Raw genomic sequence first — 15965 nt, 5'->3', positions numbered from 1 at the left:
AAAAACACCGGTCGGGTTTTATTATCCGCCGGTGTTTTTTTATGTGCTTAATGTGGTGTTTTCACGTTTGCAACGGTTCGTATGCCTTGATAATGAAAGATATGTTGATTCAGGTTTAAAGCAGTTCAATGCCCTGGTCTTTACACTGCTCCAGCAGGGTGTCAAGGGTACCTTGAGCCAGAACAATGTCTGGTGCCAAGTCTTGCAGGGGCAATAACACAAAGGCCCGTTGGTGCATGCGCGGATGCGGCAGGGTCAGTTCAGCCGAATGATTGATTTCATCGTTGAATAGCAGGATGTCCAGATCCAGTGTGCGGGGCGCGTTTATATAGGGCCGTTCCCGGCCATAGCGGTTTTCAATTTCTTGCAGCAGATGCAGCAGCGCCAATGAGCTTAATGAGGTTTCAAGCCGGGCGACCGCGTTGACATAGTCGGGCCCTGATGAATCGACCGGGCTGCTGCGGTAAAAGCGGGAACACTCCAGCTGGTGAATGGACGGATGGTCGGCCAGATTGACCAGTGCCTGTTGCAGGATACTGCGACTTTCACCCAGATTGGAGCCAAGGCCGATATACGCGATGTTCATGAAATGTCCTGCTGTGGCAAAGCGGCTTTCTTGCGGGCAGGCGAACGACGCTTGCGACGTTTGCGTGCGGTACCCGCCGAACCGGGGGTGCCTTTCAGTTTTTGCGTCAGTTCTTCAATCATCCGGGTTTTGCCAGCCGCATCGGTATCTGCCAGATCCATCCACCATTGAGCCTGAACGCTATCGAATTCACCGCTGGCTGCACGCAATTGCAGAAAATCACAGGCGGCCCGAAAACGGGGCTGCTCGGTCATTTTCCAGATCTGGCGTGGAACGGGATGTTCAAAGCGGGGCTGCATGAACCAGATTTCACGCATATCGGTGGTGTGACGCCGCTGGATGGCCAGTTTGTGAACCTGGTCTTCAAGCACCTGGTCTGCCGCATGAATCAGTGCCTGCATGGGCGGTTCTTTTTGCGCAATATTACGTTTCCAGTACACATCCACCAGGCGCCATAACAGCGCGGCATAAAGGAAACTGGGGCTGACCGACTTGCCCTGACGGACCCGGTGATCGGTGCGGTCAAGAGTCAGTTCGACAAATTTCTGGCCACCTGGCTGCTTCAGGACCACATCCAGCAGGGGCAGGGTTCCTTCGTGCAGGCCTTCTTCGCGAAGCTGTTTCAGACAGGCCAGGGCATTGCCGCAGGTCATGAGTTTAAGGGTTTCATCAAACAGGCGCGAGTCGGGCACATTGGAAATGAGATCGGCCAGTCGTTTGATGGGTTCCTTGGTGTGGGGCTCGATAGTGCCATTCAGTTTGGCGGCAAAGCGTACCGCCCGCAACATGCGGACCGGATCTTCGCGGTAACGGGTTTCAGGGTCGCCAATAATGCGTACGATGTGCTTGCGAAGATCTGACAGGCCATTATGGTAGTCGATCACCTGCTCGGTAAGCGGGTCGTAATACAGGGCGTTAAGGGTGAAATCGCGTCGGGCGGCATCTTCTTCCTGGGTGCCGAAGACGTTGTCGTTGAGGATGCGGCCGTGTTCATCGGTTTTGTTCTGGCCATTGCTATTGGCCCTGAAAGTTGAGGTTTCAATGATTTCGGGGCCAAAAACCACGTGCACCAATTGAAAGCGCCGGCCAATAATGCGGGCTCGCCGGAAAGAGGCACGGACCTCTTCGGGGGTGGCATTGGTGGCCACATCAAAATCCTTGGGCTCCAGGCCCAGGATAAGATCGCGCACGGCACCTCCTACGATAAAGGCCTGGAACCCTTTCTGGTTTAATACCTCGCAGACCTTGATGGCGTTGCGCGAGACAAGCCGGCGATCAATGCCGTGTTGCTCCTGGTGGTAAATCCGGGCTTTGGTTTTTTTTGTGTCGCTGGCCGGGGAATTGAACAGGCGGCTGACGAAGCTTTTAATGGTGCTTTTGATCATAGGGACGAAATAAATGAAGATATTGTTATTTTAAAGCAAACAGATCAAGAACTGGCCAGCCGTTTTCATGTGCTGTTTTACGCAGGAACTCATTGGGGTTGGTGGCAACCGGGTTACTGACAACTTCAAGCAGGGGCAGGTCATTTTGCGAGTCGCTATAAAAATAGGACTCGGTAAAATCGTCCAGTTTTTTGCCCATGGACTCAAGCCACATGTTAACGCGGGTTACCTTGCCTTCCTTGTAACTGGGGACGCCTTGCACCCGGCCGGTAAAGCGGCCGTTGACATATTCGGGCAGGGTGCCGATTAAATGTTCGATACCAAACGCACGGGCTACCGGGGATGTGACGAAAGAGTTGGTGGCCGTCACAATGCAGCACAGATCACCGTTTTCCTGGTGCTGGCGAACCAGGTCGATGGCACTGGCCTGAATGGTGGGACGCACCACCTCACACATGAATTGCTCATGGAACCGGGCCAGGTCATAAGGGCTGTGCATTTTAAGAAAGCTCAGCATGAACTCGGCAGATTCCTCTATTTTCAGAATACCTGCCGTGTATTTTTCCATCAGTTCATGGTTTTTTTGCTGGATGGCGACAGGATCACCGGCCAGATTGTTGCGAGCTAAAAAATCAACCCATTCGCGATCAGTGTCAATGGGGAGCAGCGTATGGTCAAGATCGAAAAGGGCCAGATTGGTAGATGTCATGATTTTGTTTTAATGAAAAAAGCTTTAAGTAAAGGGACGGTAATAGGGCGTCTTGTAGACAGTGAATAGGTGTCCAGGGCATCGAGCAGGTTGAAAAGGGCGGCAATATCACGCGAATAATGGGTGAAAATCCAATGCGTGACTTCGTGGCTTAATTGCAAGCCTTTTTCGCGGGCACGATGTTGCAAAGCGGTAAGGCGTTGCTCGTCACTGAGTTGTTCGAGCCGATAGACCAGTTCCCAACCAAGTCGGGTTCGCAGATCTTCACGGATAGGCATGGCCAGCGGAGATACATTGCCGGAAACCAGCAGTATGAAGGCATCGGGCGTGTTCTTGCGCAGTTTCCATTCATTATACAGACTGAACAGTTCGGCCTGTTGGTCTTCGTTTAAGGATTCAATGTCATCAATGGCCACCAGGGGTGGGGTATTCTGGAAAGTAATGGATGCCAGAAAGGGGTGGCTTTCATGATTGAAATAAGTGCCCTGGTGGCAGGCAGCCATCGCTTTGAGTAAATGGGTTTTGCCACAGCCGTTGCTTCCCCAAAGATAGAGTGATTGCCCCGGCTGGAGGTGACGCAGCGTGGTAATGGCTTCAGCGTTTTGCCCCACGATGAAATTGTCAAGGGTGGGCTCGGGAACCGGAGAGACTTCAAGCGTTAATTGTTCATTCATTTTTATAAAAAGTACTATTCAGGTATTGACCATAAACGCGACGGACCAATACCGACAGGGCTGCACTGATCGGCAGGGCAAGCAGAACACCAAAAAAGCCAAAAATTTCGCCAAATACAAACAGGGCAAAAATGATGACCAGTGGATGCAAGCCAATTCGGTCACCCATAATCTTGGGGGTTAAATATAAGCTTTCGAAAACCTGACCTATGCCGAACACAATAGCAACGGCAATAAGACCGTAGTAACCCTCGAATTGTAATAGAGCCGAGAGGATTGCGAGCAATAATCCCAGTCCGAAGCCCAAATAAGGGATAAAAACCAGTAATCCGGTAATGACGCCAATGGGAATCGCACTGTCAAAATCGGCAATGGACAGGCCAACGCTGTAATAAACCGCCAGAATCAGCATGACCAGAATTTGTCCGCGCAGGAAACTGGACAGCAGTTTGTCTATTTCATTGCCGATATCAAGGGCGGTATTCAGAAAGCGGCGTGGAATGATTTCACTGAAACGGTGGAGGAAAGTGTTCCAGTCAAATAACAGGTAAACCAGCACAACCGGGGTGAGCATGCCACTGGCAATATAGAAAACCAGGGTGGAGCCACTGGCTTTCAGATAATTGAGTGCCGTCGTGAAAAGGCTGTCGGTGCCGGTGACGGCATCTTGCAGGAGCAGGCGGATGCGGGAGATATCCAGTTTGCTGTCTACGCCAAGCCATTCATCAATGTTGGGAGCCAGTTGGGTATTGTATTGATGAACCCATATTGGCAATTGCCCGATAACCAGATTGATTTCCCGACGTAACAGCGGAATAATGATCAACATGATGCCCAGAAGGACGGCAAACAGTAAAAACACCATGAAGAACACGGCCAGCCAGCGTGGCAGATGTAAACGGACCAGCAACTCTACACCGGGGGCCAGAATATAGGCCAGCGCCAGTGCCAGCATGAACGGAGTCAGCACCGGAGACAGGATATAAAGTAGAATTAGCAGGCATATTCCAACTCCTGACCACAAAAGTGTCTGATTTCTACGTAAATTTTTCTCATTCATCGTAAAATTGCGTTTACTCCATTTGATTTATGACATTTTTACATATTTAGGCTCGTTTCTCATGACAAATTCAACAAAATCCTCTTTGACCTATCGTGATGCAGGTGTGGATATTGATGCTGGCGACGCATTGGTTGATCGCATCAAGCCATTGGCTGCCAAAACCATGCGCGAAGGTGTGATGGCCGGGATCGGCGGTTTTGGGGCTTTGTTTGAAGTACCCAAAAAATACCAGGAACCCGTTCTTGTTTCCGGCACCGATGGTGTGGGTACCAAATTGCGTCTCGCGTTTGAGTGGAATCGCCACGATACGGTAGGTATCGACCTGGTAGCCATGAGTGTAAACGATATCCTGGTGCAAGGGGCCGAGCCATTGTTTTTCCTTGACTACTTTGCCTGCGGAAAACTGTCCGTGGATACCGCTGCCAGCGTGGTAGGAGGTATTGCCAAGGGTTGTGAGCTTTCCGGCTGCGCCCTGATTGGTGGTGAAACCGCGGAAATGCCCGGCATGTATCCGGACGGTGAATATGACCTGGCCGGTTTTGCCGTGGGTGCGGTTGAAAAATCCAGGATCATCAATGGCAAGTCCATTCAGGTCGGTGACCGTATTCTGGGCCTGGCATCCAGCGGTGCACACTCAAACGGTTTTTCCCTGATCCGTAAAATTATTGAACGTGCCGGCGCCCAGCCCAATGACGACTTCCACGGTCAACCCCTGGTTGATGTTGTCATGGCGCCGACCCGTATTTATGTTAAACAGGTGCTGGCTGCACTGGCCAAGCATGGTACCGATATCAAGGGCCTGGCCCACATTACCGGTGGTGGCCTGTTAGACAACGTACCCCGTATTTTGCAACCTGGTCTGTCCGCCCGTTTAAGCAAAGACGCCTGGGAATTGCCTGAACTGTTCAAGTGGCTGCAACAAGAGGGTAATGTTGAAGACACCGAAATGCATCGTGTATTCAACTGTGGTATTGGCATGGTGCTGGTGGTTTCCGCCAGCCAGGCCGCGGACATTACTGCCACCTTGCAGGAGCAGGGTGAAACCGTTTATCAGCTGGGTGAAATCGTTCCGCAGGAAGATGGCATGGAACAGACCGTCGTTGTTTAAGTTATAAAACAACGCAAAAAAGCAATAAGGGCTTGCCGTGGCAAGCCCTTGTTTTATTGTTGGAGGGAGGTCTCCAGGTCATGGGCAATGGCGTCTATGACCTGCACTGCCACGTTATGGGCCATGCAATCAATCCGGATTCGGTCGGGTTGGGCGCGCAACCAGGTAATTTGGCGTTTTGCCAGCTGGCGCGTGGCGGCAATGGCTTTTTCACGGGCCTCTGGCAAATCATAGTCGCCATTCAAGTGTGACCATATTTGCCGGTATCCCACGCAGCGAATGGATGGCAGGTCAGCGTGCAGCTCGGGGCGTTGTTTAAGCTGTTGGACTTCCTCAACAAACCCCTTTTCAAGCATCTGATCAAACCGGGCGGCGATGCGCTCGTGCAGATCCAGGCGGTTGGCTGGCTCAAGGCTGATGGTTTTGTACAGAAAATCACCGGCTTTTTCTGCCGGCTGCTCAAGCAGTACAGACATGGGCTTGCCGGAAATGCGATAAATTTCCATTGCACGTTGTACCCGCTGGCTGTCATTGGGAGCCAGGCGGGCAGCGGTAACGGGATCGACCTTGGCCAATTCAGCATGCAGGGCGGGCCAGCCGTGCTGACGGGAAAAATCCTCCAGCTCCTGGCGAATATCCTCATGGGCAGCCGGCAATTCATTAAGCCCTTCGCGCAGTGCCTTGTAATACATCATGGTGCCACCGGCCAGGATTGGAATCCGGCCCCGCGCCTGAATGGCGGAAATAAGTTCTGCGGCATCCCGGGTGAATTCGGCGGCACTGTAGGTTTGTGCCGGATCACGGATGTCCAGCAGGTGCTGGGGGGTTTGTGCCTGTTCTTCCCGGGATGGCTTGGCGGTGCCAATATCCATGCCTTTATAAATAGTGGCCGAGTCCACATTAATGATTTCAATGGGCCAGCGTTGGGCAATGGCCAGTACACTGGCGCTTTTACCGGATGCGGTGGGGCCTGCAATACAAATAATGGCTGGGTGCCTGGTGTCCTGAGTTGGCATGGTCTTGGATGGTAATGGGCTGTTATGAAAAAAACACAAAAAATAACAGGCAGTGAGTTTTCTGCCCGTTCAAGGGGTAGTTTAGCATTAGCCGAAGCCTGATTATTGGGAACCCCGATGCTTTTTGCTGCTTTATTGCCCGCGCATGAACAGTTTATCCAGGTCGTTCATGGTCCATTGGAACCAGGTGGGGCGGCCATGGTTGCACTGGTTGGCCCTTTCGGTCTGTTCCATTTGGCGCAGCAGGGCATTCATTTCTTCCAGGCTTAAACGGCGATTGGCCCTGACGGAGCCGTGGCAGGCCATGGTGGAGAGCAACTCATTGCGCTGTTCGGTCAGGTGTCTGGATACACCGGCCTGGCTCAAGTCTTTCAAAACATGCAGTACCAGGGATTCAATATCGCCATGGGCCAGCAAAGCGGGTACCGAGCGCACGGTAATGGCACGTGGGCCGGCAGCCGTCAGGTTAAGTCCCAGCGCATGCAAGGCTTCGTGGTGTTCCTCCAGCAAGGCCACTTCTTTTTCAGAGCAATGAAAAACAACCGGCACCAGCAGGTCTTGTCTGGGCATGCTGTGCGTGTCCAGGGCGGTTTTCAGCTTTTCATAAACCACCCTTTCGTGGGCGGCATGCATGTCTACCAGCACCAGTCCCCTGGAGTTTTGAGCCAGGATATAGATACCATGCAACTGGCCCAGTGCCATGCCCAGTGGAAATGTATCTTCTTCGGGCAGGGAAGCGGGAGGTGTTTTACCGGCTGTGCTGGCCGGGTAAGCAGGGGGATTGAAAACGGCTCCCACCGTGCCGGTTGTATTGTTTCCCGGTGCGTTTTCATTGAAGTGGCTGGCCGGCAGCTGGTCGGAAGATGCTAGTGGACGGTAAGCCTGGGTCCAGGCCTGTTGATGGTCCAGGCTCAAAGGTGTTTGCCGCTGATAGGGGTTGAAGCGGGAGGCTGGCTGGTTGGCAGGGGAAGCGCCACCACTGTCACTGGCAGTCACCGCTGTGTCTGGTAAGGCGGCAGGCGCAAGCCCGGCGGGCATTTGAGTGGGCAGCCGGTTCATGGCGTCTTGTTGACCGCCTGCACTGGCCAGTGCAGCGGCAACGGTTTGTGAAACAAAACGGTAAACCGCACCACCATCTCTAAACCGTACTTCATGTTTGGCGGGATGAACGTTGACATCGACCGTATTGGGATCTATATTCAGGAACAGGACATAGGCAGGCTGGCGGTCACCGTGCAAGACATCGGCATAAGCCGTTCGAATGGCATGGGACACGGTGCGGTCGCGAACATAACGGCCATTCACATACAGGTATTGTTTATCGGCACGGCTGCGGGCGGCATTGGGTTGGGTGATCAGACCATGCAGACTGGCCAGGCCAACTTCGGCATTTAAGGGAATGCCGGCATCGATAAACTCGGCGCCCAGTACATCACGGATGCGCTGAAACGAATCGGTGCTTACCCATTGCCGGTAGGCCTTGTCGTTATGAAAAAGGCGAAAAGCCACTTCTGGAAAAGCCATGGCAATTCTTTCCATGGCATCCAGGCAGTGTCCCAGTTCGGTGGTTTCCGATTTCAGGAATTTGCGGCGGGCCGGGATCTGGTCAAACAGCTGACGCATGTCTATGGTGGTGCCATAACTGCCAGACGCCGGTGTCACCTCATTGTTAGCCGCATCTATTTGCCAGGCGTGATCATCTGCCTGTGTACGTGATGTGATGACAAGCCGTGACACCGAGGCAATCGAGGCCAGTGCCTCGCCACGGAAACCCATGGAGTTGACCGATTCCAGTTCCTCAAGTGAGGTGATTTTGCTGGTGGCATGGCGCATGAGGGCCAGAGGTAATTCTTCTTTGGGTATGCCGGTACCGTCATCGGTAATGCAAATCCGCTTGATTCCTCCGCCTTCAAGGCGGATTTCAATGGCGCGAGCCTGAGCATCGATAGCGTTTTCAAGCAGTTCTTTAAGGACTGAAGCCGGGCGCTCGATGACTTCACCGGCTGCGATCTGGCTGATGAGTTGATCGGGAAGGGGGGAAATATGGCGTCTTGGCATTTTGCCTAAAGGAAAATTTCAGCTAAATAAAAAAGGGAGCCGTAAACGGCTCCGTAAAGGTACTGCAGCAAAATGCATGCGCTACTATCGCATGCATTTTCATTTTGCCTTAAAAGCAACAATGTGTCTACCCTATACGGGCAAGTGGGGGGTTTGTTGCAAAATAACCCTTGACCCCAGATAAAATCGCGCTGGCAATTTGTTGCTGGTTGTTAGTGTTTCTTAGGAAGCGTTCTTCTTGCGGATTGGAAATGAAGGCGGTTTCAACCAGGATGGAAGGGATGTCTGGCGCCCTTAAGACCGCAAAACCGGCCTGTTCAACGCGCCGGCTCTGGATGCCGTTAACCTTGGCCAAAGAGTTAAGCACGCGGTGACCGATATCCAGGGAGTCTTTGATTTGTGCCGTGGTTGACATATCCAGTAACACGCTGGCGGTGTTTCTGTCATGGTCACCAATGTCGATTCCGCCTATCAGGTCGGCTGCATTCTCTTTTTTGGCCAGCCAGCGGGCGGCGGCACTGGATGCGCCACCGCGGGAAAGCGCAAAAACTGATGTGCCTCGGGCTGATTTGTTGGTGAAGGCATCGGCGTGAATGGAAATGAAAAGGTCTGCCTTGACCCGGCGGGCTTTCTGGACACGAACATGCAATGGTACAAAAAAATCGGCATCGCGGGTCATGTAGGCACGCATATTGGGCTGTGCATTAATAAGATTGCGCAGGCGACGGCCAATAGCCAGGACAATATCTTTTTCTTTGGTGCCCATGCCGCCAATGGCGCCAGGATCTTCTCCACCATGCCCCGGATCAATGGCGATAAGAATCGGACGGTTGGCACCGCCACGATTTCCGGTATTAGCAGGCTGGCGCGGTTGTACCTGACCGTTGACGGAGGGTACAGGAGCGTTGTTGCGGTTTTGGGCAAGTTTATCCAGGACGCTGGCCAAGGGGTCGTCACCGGCCATGTTCGAGCTGAGCGCCAGCAAGGGGTCTTTGGCTACCTTGGGGTATAAATCCAGAACCAGACGGTATTGGTAATCGCCAATGGGTTTGAGGGTAAAGACCTGGGGGGCAATGGCTTGTTTTAAATCCAGGACGAGACGAACAACGTCGGCACGGTTTTGGGCGACCCGTACGGTAGAAATATAAGGGTCATTGGGTTTGATTTTGGAAATGAGCGAGTTAAGGGCTGTACTCATGGTGAGACCCTGCAAGTCAACCACCAGACGATTGGGGTTGGACAGGGTGAAATGCTCGGCCTTGAGAGGAGCGTTCAATTCCAGGGTAACTCGCGTGTATTCATCGGCCGGCCAAGTGCGCACGGCCAGAATCTGGCTGGTGGCTGCCTGGGCTACTTTGGAAATGACGGGAAGTGACAACAGAGTAGCAGCTGTTGCCAGAATACGACGACGCGTCATTGGACGAGTGTTTGTATATTCATTTGTTGTAGCTGTTTTATCCATGATTGACCCTTTTCCGAAAACGCTTGTATTTTTGCATCGCGACCTGAGGAAGCGTAATTGAGTGACAGTTCAATATCGGGGGGAGGCAGGCTTGAACCCGCTTTTTCGGCCCACTCGATGAGGACGATGGCATCTTCAAGCAAATTCTCACGGAACCCTGCGTCCTGCCATTCGTTTGTGTCACTAAATCTATAAAAATCAAAGTGATACAAGTATAAGCTAGAAACTTTATAGCTTTCAAGCAGGGTATACGTAGGGCTTTTGATGCGCCCGGTTACCCCCATTGCCCTTAAAAAAGCTCTTGCAAAACTTGTTTTTCCTGCTCCCAGATCTCCTTTCAAGTGGATGTGTCCCCCTTTTTTTAAGTGGGGATCATGGTGGCAACCATTTGATATTTCAGTGCTTATTAAGGTCGCGAGCTGTTGGGCCAGACGATCGGTAGCGCTTTCGTCTGGTAAATAAACAGTTATAAAATTGTTAAGTTCGCTGGACATAAGACCTGAAAATGTGGTTTTTTTAATACTTTTATTATAAATTCAGTTAAAGTAAATTCTGGAAAAAAACAAAAAATTGTCTAAAAACAACAGTTCATGGCTGTTTTTTCATGCATTTTCACGATTGGTTTTGCTGGTCGTGGTGTTTTTCAGGATTGACAGGCTGATTTCCGTCTTTCCAATGAGAAATGCGGGTTCTTGGGAAAAACGGAAATCATGGCAGTATCGCAGTTATGCGAAGCTTCCATTCAGGAAGTGTCTGGCCTTAAGTGAACAGTTGCTGGGTCACATAAACCCAGAATGGAATGGTCAGGACGCTCAGAATGGTGCCTGCTGAAATGGTAAAGGCCACCAGGCGGCCGTCACCCCCCATGCGGATTGCCAGAATATAGGCTGCGGAAGCGGTGGGAAGGGCGGCAAACAGTACAAACATTTGGGTATCAATAAAGCTAAAGCCCAGCGTCATCGCAATTATCATGGCAAATACGGGCATCAGGCCCAGACGGATGGCCAGGATCCAGCCCACCAGCCTGCCGTCATGGCTGCCACCCTGCAACGAAAGGCTGGCACCGACGCAAAGCAGTCCCAGCGGAATGGAGCTGTGACTTAGCTTGAGCAGTGTGGTGTCCAGGATAGTGGGCAGGGAAGAACCGCTAAAACTCAATAAAAGACCGGCAAAAGTGGCCAATACCAGTGGATTTTTAAGGATTTCCATGAACAGGTTGCTGCCCTGGTGACTGGCCAGGGATTTGACCGCCAGTAGATTAACAAAGGGAATGGCAAATCCCACAATCACGGCCATGCTGGCCAAACCTTCCTGGCCGGCCAGTGAGGGTGCTAAAGATAATCCGATATAGGTATTGAAGCGGTAAGCACATTGCCCCACCGATGCCAGGGCAATGGGACGGGGATTTAAAATCGGCTTGGCCAGCCACACGCATAAACTGGCTATCATGGCCAGGGCCGTGGTCGCCAGCAGGAAATTACCGGTGGTAGCCAGTGACATGGGCGTACTGGCAATAGAGCGAACCAGCAAGGCAGGGAAGAGAATGAAATAAACCAGTTTTTCAAGCCCTGAAAAAAACTCTTTGGAAAATTGTAGTTTGTTGTACAGTATCCAGCCTAAAATGACGATCAGACAATCGGGTAAAACAAGAAAGGCGATCTGCATATACTACACTTCAATAAAAAAGGTTAAGGGTTCTGTGCCAGTGGGCGCAACTGCCTATCATAGAACAAAATAGGCGGGTAACGCCTTTTGCATTGCAAACAGGTATGTTCAATAATCCTAAAGGCTGTATGAATAAAACATGAAACAGGCTGACATAGATGCATTTATCGATTCAATATGGCTGGAAGACGGGCTGTCGGACAATACCCTGGCGGCTTACCGGCAGGACCTGAACGGATTTGCGGATTTTCTGGGTAAGCAGGGTCCCGCCAAATCATTAATCGATGCCGGTAGCAATGATATTCAGGACTGGTTTGGCAGCAAACATGACAGCAGCAAGGCAAGTACGGCCAATCGGCGTCTGGCCTCGCTTAAACGGTATTTTGCCTGGGCCCTTGATGCGGGCTTGATACAAAAAGACCCATGCCTGGAACTGCAATCTGCCAAACAGCCCCCGCGTACCCCCAAAACCCTGACGGAGAGTCAGGTGATGGAATTGCTGGAATCCCCCGATATTGAAACCCCGGGTGGCCTGCGTGACAGGGCCATGCTGGAAACGCTTTATGCGACCGGGTTGAGGGTGACAGAGCTGGTTACGCTTAAAGTACTGCATTTAAGCCTGAATGAGGGCATCGTGCGGGTGGAAATGGGTAAGGGAGGCAAAGACCGTCTGGTGCCGCTGGGCGCGGAAGCCGTGCATTGGTTGGAGGCCTACCTGAAAAACAGCCGCAGCCTGTTATTGGGTAATCGGCCATCCGATGACCTGTTTGTAACCCGACGGGGTAGTGCCATGAGCCGTCAGGCGTTTTGGCAATTAATTAAAAAATATGCCCTGCTGGCGGATATCAATGCCCCGCTGTCCCCCCATGTATTACGTCATGCATTTGCCACGCACCTGTTGAATCATGGGGCCGACTTGCGGGTGGTGCAGCTGTTGCTGGGGCATTCCGATATTTCCACCACCCAAATTTACACGCATGTAGCCCGAGAACGGCTTAAAGCCCTGCATGCACAACATCACCCAAGAGCTTGATTAATTATGGCTAAAGCAAAACACGTATCTGAAACACCGGCAACCCAGTTCCTGAAAAAAACAAGATTCCCCACATTGGGCATGTTTATGAGTATGTGGATCATGGTGGCACGGCTGAGTCGGCCCGGCAATTGAAGGTGGCAGAGCATGCCGTCATCAAAACCCTGATTATGGAAGATGAGCAGGCTAAACCGCATATTGTGCTGATGCATGGGGACCGTGAAGTCTCGCTCAAAAACCTGGCGCGGCAAATCGGGACCAAAAAAATGCAACCCTGCCGGCCTGATGTAGCTTCGCGGCATTCGGGGTATCAGGTGGGGGGCACCTCACCCTTTGGTACCCGCAAGCAAATGCCCGTGTGGGTGGAAGCCAGTATTCTTGATTTGCCGCTTATTTATATTAATGGTGGAAGACGGGGTTATTTGGTGGAAATTGATCCGCAGGTACTGGTGAGCGTCCTTGGTGCGGTTGCGGTGAACGTGGGGAATGAGTGAGGTATTGCAAGGCTTTCAAAATTGTTACTTGTGTGTCTTGTTGCTTGCAATTTCGCTTTTTAGGCTTCTAAAAAACATGATGTTGCAAAAAAAACAATATGATCGCACGATTAAAAGTTCAGGTGAATAATAAATTCGTGGTTTTATCATCATAAAATATATAGATAATTCAATTGTTTATAAGGGTTTGCTTGTAATTTTCTAGGGTTTACCCTATAATGTACATATATTCCATAATATGAAAAGGGAGTTTGTGATGCGAAATTACAGTAATCAAATTGTATTGTCAGATGAAGTGAAACGTGAGTTGATGAAACAGGAAGCCCGTGAGGTTAGATTGGAAAGTATCGTTGCCCCCTTTGCCGCGGTGGCTGTTTCTGTTTATTCAGCGGTTCGTTTTTTTGTTGAAATGTTTGAAGACACCAAAGAAAACATTGCCGAAGTTGAAGAGTCCAGCCAGCATGTTGGCGGTTACTGGCTGTAAAGCGACTTATTTTTGACATCCTCCCATTCCTCTCGCTAACGCTCGGCCCCAAGGTGCCAGGGAAGGCGATTCCTGCCGTGTTTAGCCCACAGGGGCTAACTCGCCTCGGTGGGTTCCTGCTGCAAGTGCAATGCCTGGTTATACACATACCGACAGGAGCCGGCAAAGCTGCGCAGGGCGCGCTGCTGTTGGCCATTTGGTAAAAATGTGCAGTCTCAGGGTAACAGGTCACATAGAATGATCGTTATGCCTGTTTGTTGAACGGTAGATTGAGATCGCCTCAATCCCGCTGAAGCGGCGAAAGCCCGCTTAATAAACCGGTCACTGCCGGTGTTTTTCTCTCGCCCGGTCCGGACAGCACTGCTGGCGGAATATATATACTTCCCGATAGAATACACATTTTCCGATAAAACCGGATTCAGGAACCCGGTACAGTAAATCTGGCAAAATCATCATCTTCACCAAGCTGAAAAACACCAATTTTATTCAGCAGGCTCATTGATTTTCGTCATTGATAAAAAACAACTTGCTCCGTACACTGATAGTGAAGGGTTGGTCAAGGCTCCAGCCCCATAACCTGAAGTAAAAAAGGAACTATCTATGATCCGTGAAGTTGAAGGTGACATCCTGTTAAGCAAGGCACAGTTAATCGCTCATGGCATCGCGCCACAGGAGCATTTTGATACCGGTCTGGCTCGCAGTCTGCGCGAACGCTGGCCATCACTGGTTCGCGACTACCGCCAGTCGACGCATGTGCACCCGCTCAAACCCGGAGAAATATGGGCATGGGGAGGTGTTAATGAAGATGGCAGCGTTCGTCGTATTGTCAATCTGTTGACACAGGACATGCTGGGAGAAGGTCCTGCAGCGCGTCCAGGCAAGGCAAATACGGAAAACGTAAGCCGTGCCCTGAAAGAATTGGCGCGTTTTGTAGAGTCCGAAGGAATTGAAAGCCTGGCAATCCCACGTCTGGCCACTGGTGTGGGTGGTTTGGAGTGGTCTGAGGTCAAGCCATTGGTGGAAAAACACCTGGCTGACCTGAAGATCCCGGTGATTGTGTACGAAACCTATCGTCAGGGTGAAGCGGCGCAAGAAGGCCTGTAAAGTTCAGTGCTGGTGAAAGAGGGGTGGGTTACCACCCCTTTTTTATATTGACATTGCTGCGATATTTTTTATAATACGAACAAATGTTTGTTATTCGGACAAAATGGCCGGGCAATTAGTATTGTGGTCTTAATGCTGTAAAAACACTACCCGTGGTGGTTATATTGTGCAGGAGGGTGTCATTTTTGATACAAGTGGTTGCAAATTTCCTATAATTCACGCTTGCGTTATTTTTCTGTAGTGTGCTTCAAAAAATTGTCTCTGTGCAAATAATCGGGACAGCACTTTATATAATTTTTCAGGATTGGTATTTCAAATGAGTGAGCCGGACTTTGTTAATTCACTGGCACGGGGATTAAACGTACTGGGCTGTTTCGAAAAGGGTCACCAGAAAATGACCCTGACCCAGGTTGCAGCCAGAACAGACCTTACCCGGGGTACGGCACGAAGGTTTTTGCTTACATTGTGCACGTTGGGTTTTGTGGCCACGGATGGCAAGCTTTTCTGGCTCACACCAAAGGTACTAAAATTCAGCAGTGACTACCTGTCAACCTTTGGTCTGGGGGAAGCCGCTAACGCTATTATCCAGAAAGTCACCGATACGCTCAATGAGTCCTCCTCCATGGCCGTACTGGATGGCGATGAGATTGTCTATGTTGCCCGGGTGGAAAAACAAAGTGTTTATTCCAACAGCATTGAAGTGGGGACTCGTTTGCCGGTTCATACCACCTCAATGGGATTGGTGTTATTGGCGGGGTTAAGTGAAGATGAGTTTGAGCGCTGGCTTGAAAAATGCCACTTGACCAAATTCACCAAAAACTCCATCACCGATAAACGCAAGCTAAAGCGCCTGATTACCCAGATTCGTAAAGACGGCTATGCCATTAATGATGGCGGGCTGGAAATTGGTGTGCGCTCCATTTCTGTACCAATTCTGGACAGGGAGCAGAAAGTGATTGCCGCCATTAATGTGGCTACCCTGGCTGCCAGAACGTCACTTGAGCAAATGGAAAACCAGTTTCTTCCAGTGTTAAGAGATGCCGCCAGGAAAATCAGCATGGTGCTGGGGGTTGGTAATTAAAGTATGTAAAGTATGGCGTAGTGCACGCAGACCCGTCCAGGTG

The 15965-nt window shown here is 51.0% G+C and carries 15 protein-coding genes and 2 pseudogenes; 6 read left to right on the top strand and 11 right to left on the bottom strand.

Annotation, left to right across the window (positions count from 1 at the left end; all coding sequences use genetic code 11):
• Positions 1-115 precede the first annotated feature (115 nt).
• Genes folK through KU392_RS11120 form a run of 5 tightly spaced genes read right to left on the bottom strand, consistent with a single transcriptional unit; the run spans position 116 to position 4378 of the window.
• Complete coding sequence (gene folK, locus KU392_RS11140; protein WP_217735341.1) at positions 116-586, bottom strand: 2-amino-4-hydroxy-6-hydroxymethyldihydropteridine diphosphokinase; 471 nt, start codon at positions 584-586, stop codon at positions 116-118.
• Positions 583-1971 (bottom strand): polynucleotide adenylyltransferase PcnB, encoded by a 1389-nt coding sequence (gene pcnB, locus KU392_RS11135; protein WP_169293852.1) that lies wholly within the window; start codon positions 1969-1971, stop codon positions 583-585. Before pcnB ends, folK begins: the two co-directional genes overlap by 4 nt.
• A gap of 25 nt (positions 1972-1996) precedes the next feature.
• Positions 1997-2680, bottom strand: coding sequence for an HAD family hydrolase (locus tag KU392_RS11130; RefSeq protein WP_169293853.1), 684 nt, complete (start codon positions 2678-2680; stop codon positions 1997-1999).
• Complete coding sequence (gene hda / locus KU392_RS11125) at positions 2677-3354, bottom strand: DnaA regulatory inactivator Hda (RefSeq protein WP_169293854.1); 678 nt, start codon at positions 3352-3354, stop codon at positions 2677-2679. The genes KU392_RS11130 and hda overlap by 4 nt, the downstream gene beginning before the upstream one ends.
• Entirely contained in the window at positions 3347-4378 is a 1032-nt protein-coding gene (locus KU392_RS11120; protein ID WP_246587444.1) for an AI-2E family transporter, read from the bottom strand. Before KU392_RS11120 ends, hda begins: the two co-directional genes overlap by 8 nt.
• Positions 4379-4475: 97 nt before the next feature.
• Here KU392_RS11120 and purM point away from each other — a divergent pair, with 97 nt between their 5' ends.
• A complete protein-coding gene (purM, locus tag KU392_RS11115) occupies positions 4476-5525 on the top strand; it encodes a phosphoribosylformylglycinamidine cyclo-ligase (RefSeq protein WP_169293856.1) in 1050 nt (349 codons plus the stop codon).
• Positions 5526-5578: 53 nt separating this feature from the next.
• Here purM and miaA read toward each other — a convergent pair whose 3' ends face one another.
• The 5 genes from miaA to KU392_RS11090 all read right to left on the bottom strand — a co-directional run bounded on the left by miaA (position 5579) and on the right by KU392_RS11090 (position 11726).
• Entirely contained in the window at positions 5579-6541 is a 963-nt protein-coding gene (gene miaA / locus KU392_RS11110; protein ID WP_217735340.1) for a tRNA (adenosine(37)-N6)-dimethylallyltransferase MiaA, read from the bottom strand.
• Between the two features lie 132 nt (positions 6542-6673).
• Entirely contained in the window at positions 6674-8599 is a 1926-nt protein-coding gene (gene mutL / locus KU392_RS11105) for a DNA mismatch repair endonuclease MutL (protein ID WP_217735339.1), read from the bottom strand.
• 127 nt (positions 8600-8726) lie between these two features.
• Positions 8727-10061, bottom strand: a complete 1335-nt coding sequence (locus tag KU392_RS11100) for an N-acetylmuramoyl-L-alanine amidase (protein WP_217735338.1) — start codon at positions 10059-10061, stop codon at positions 8727-8729.
• Complete coding sequence (tsaE, locus tag KU392_RS11095) at positions 10013-10555, bottom strand: tRNA (adenosine(37)-N6)-threonylcarbamoyltransferase complex ATPase subunit type 1 TsaE (protein WP_169293860.1); 543 nt, start codon at positions 10553-10555, stop codon at positions 10013-10015. Before tsaE ends, KU392_RS11100 begins: the two co-directional genes overlap by 49 nt.
• Positions 10556-10820: 265 nt before the next feature.
• A complete protein-coding gene (locus KU392_RS11090) occupies positions 10821-11726 on the bottom strand; it encodes an AEC family transporter (protein ID WP_217735337.1) in 906 nt (301 codons plus the stop codon).
• A 139-nt stretch (positions 11727-11865) separates the two neighbouring features.
• On the opposite strand from KU392_RS11090, the gene xerD reads away from it, so the two are divergent.
• The 3 genes and pseudogenes from xerD (at position 11866) to KU392_RS11075 (ending at position 13737) form a co-directional block, all read left to right on the top strand.
• On the top strand, positions 11866-12759 hold the full coding sequence (gene xerD, locus KU392_RS11085; protein WP_217735336.1) for a site-specific tyrosine recombinase XerD: 894 nt from the start codon (positions 11866-11868) through the stop codon (positions 12757-12759).
• Between the two features lie 6 nt (positions 12760-12765).
• Positions 12766-13253 (top strand): annotated as a pseudogene (gene ybaK, locus KU392_RS11080) (Cys-tRNA(Pro) deacylase).
• 256 nt (positions 13254-13509) lie between these two features.
• Positions 13510-13737 carry a hypothetical protein gene (locus KU392_RS11075; RefSeq protein WP_200233802.1) on the top strand — a complete coding sequence of 76 codons (228 nt, stop codon included), beginning with the start codon at positions 13510-13512 and terminating at the stop codon, positions 13735-13737.
• Between the two features lie 95 nt (positions 13738-13832).
• Here KU392_RS11075 and KU392_RS11070 read toward each other — a convergent pair.
• Positions 13833-13934, bottom strand: a pseudogene (locus tag KU392_RS11070) (helix-turn-helix domain-containing protein); the annotation flags it as partial.
• 403 nt (positions 13935-14337) lie between these two features.
• Between KU392_RS11070 and KU392_RS11065 the strand changes: the two are divergent.
• The gene (locus KU392_RS11065; RefSeq protein WP_217735335.1) at positions 14338-14841 is read left to right on the top strand and encodes a macro domain-containing protein; all 504 of its coding nucleotides are present in this window, start codon (positions 14338-14340) and stop codon (positions 14839-14841) included.
• A gap of 316 nt (positions 14842-15157) precedes the next feature.
• On the top strand, positions 15158-15922 hold the full coding sequence (locus KU392_RS11060) for an IclR family transcriptional regulator domain-containing protein (protein ID WP_189384792.1): 765 nt from the start codon (positions 15158-15160) through the stop codon (positions 15920-15922).
• Positions 15923-15965 lie beyond the last annotated feature (43 nt).

It is taken from the genome of Advenella alkanexedens (genome assembly GCF_019132845.1).
Classification (GTDB): Bacteria; Pseudomonadota; Gammaproteobacteria; order Burkholderiales; family Burkholderiaceae_B; genus Advenella; species Advenella alkanexedens.
The sequence above is the reverse complement of the archived record's forward strand: the minus strand, read 5'-3'. Positions and strand labels throughout refer to the sequence as shown.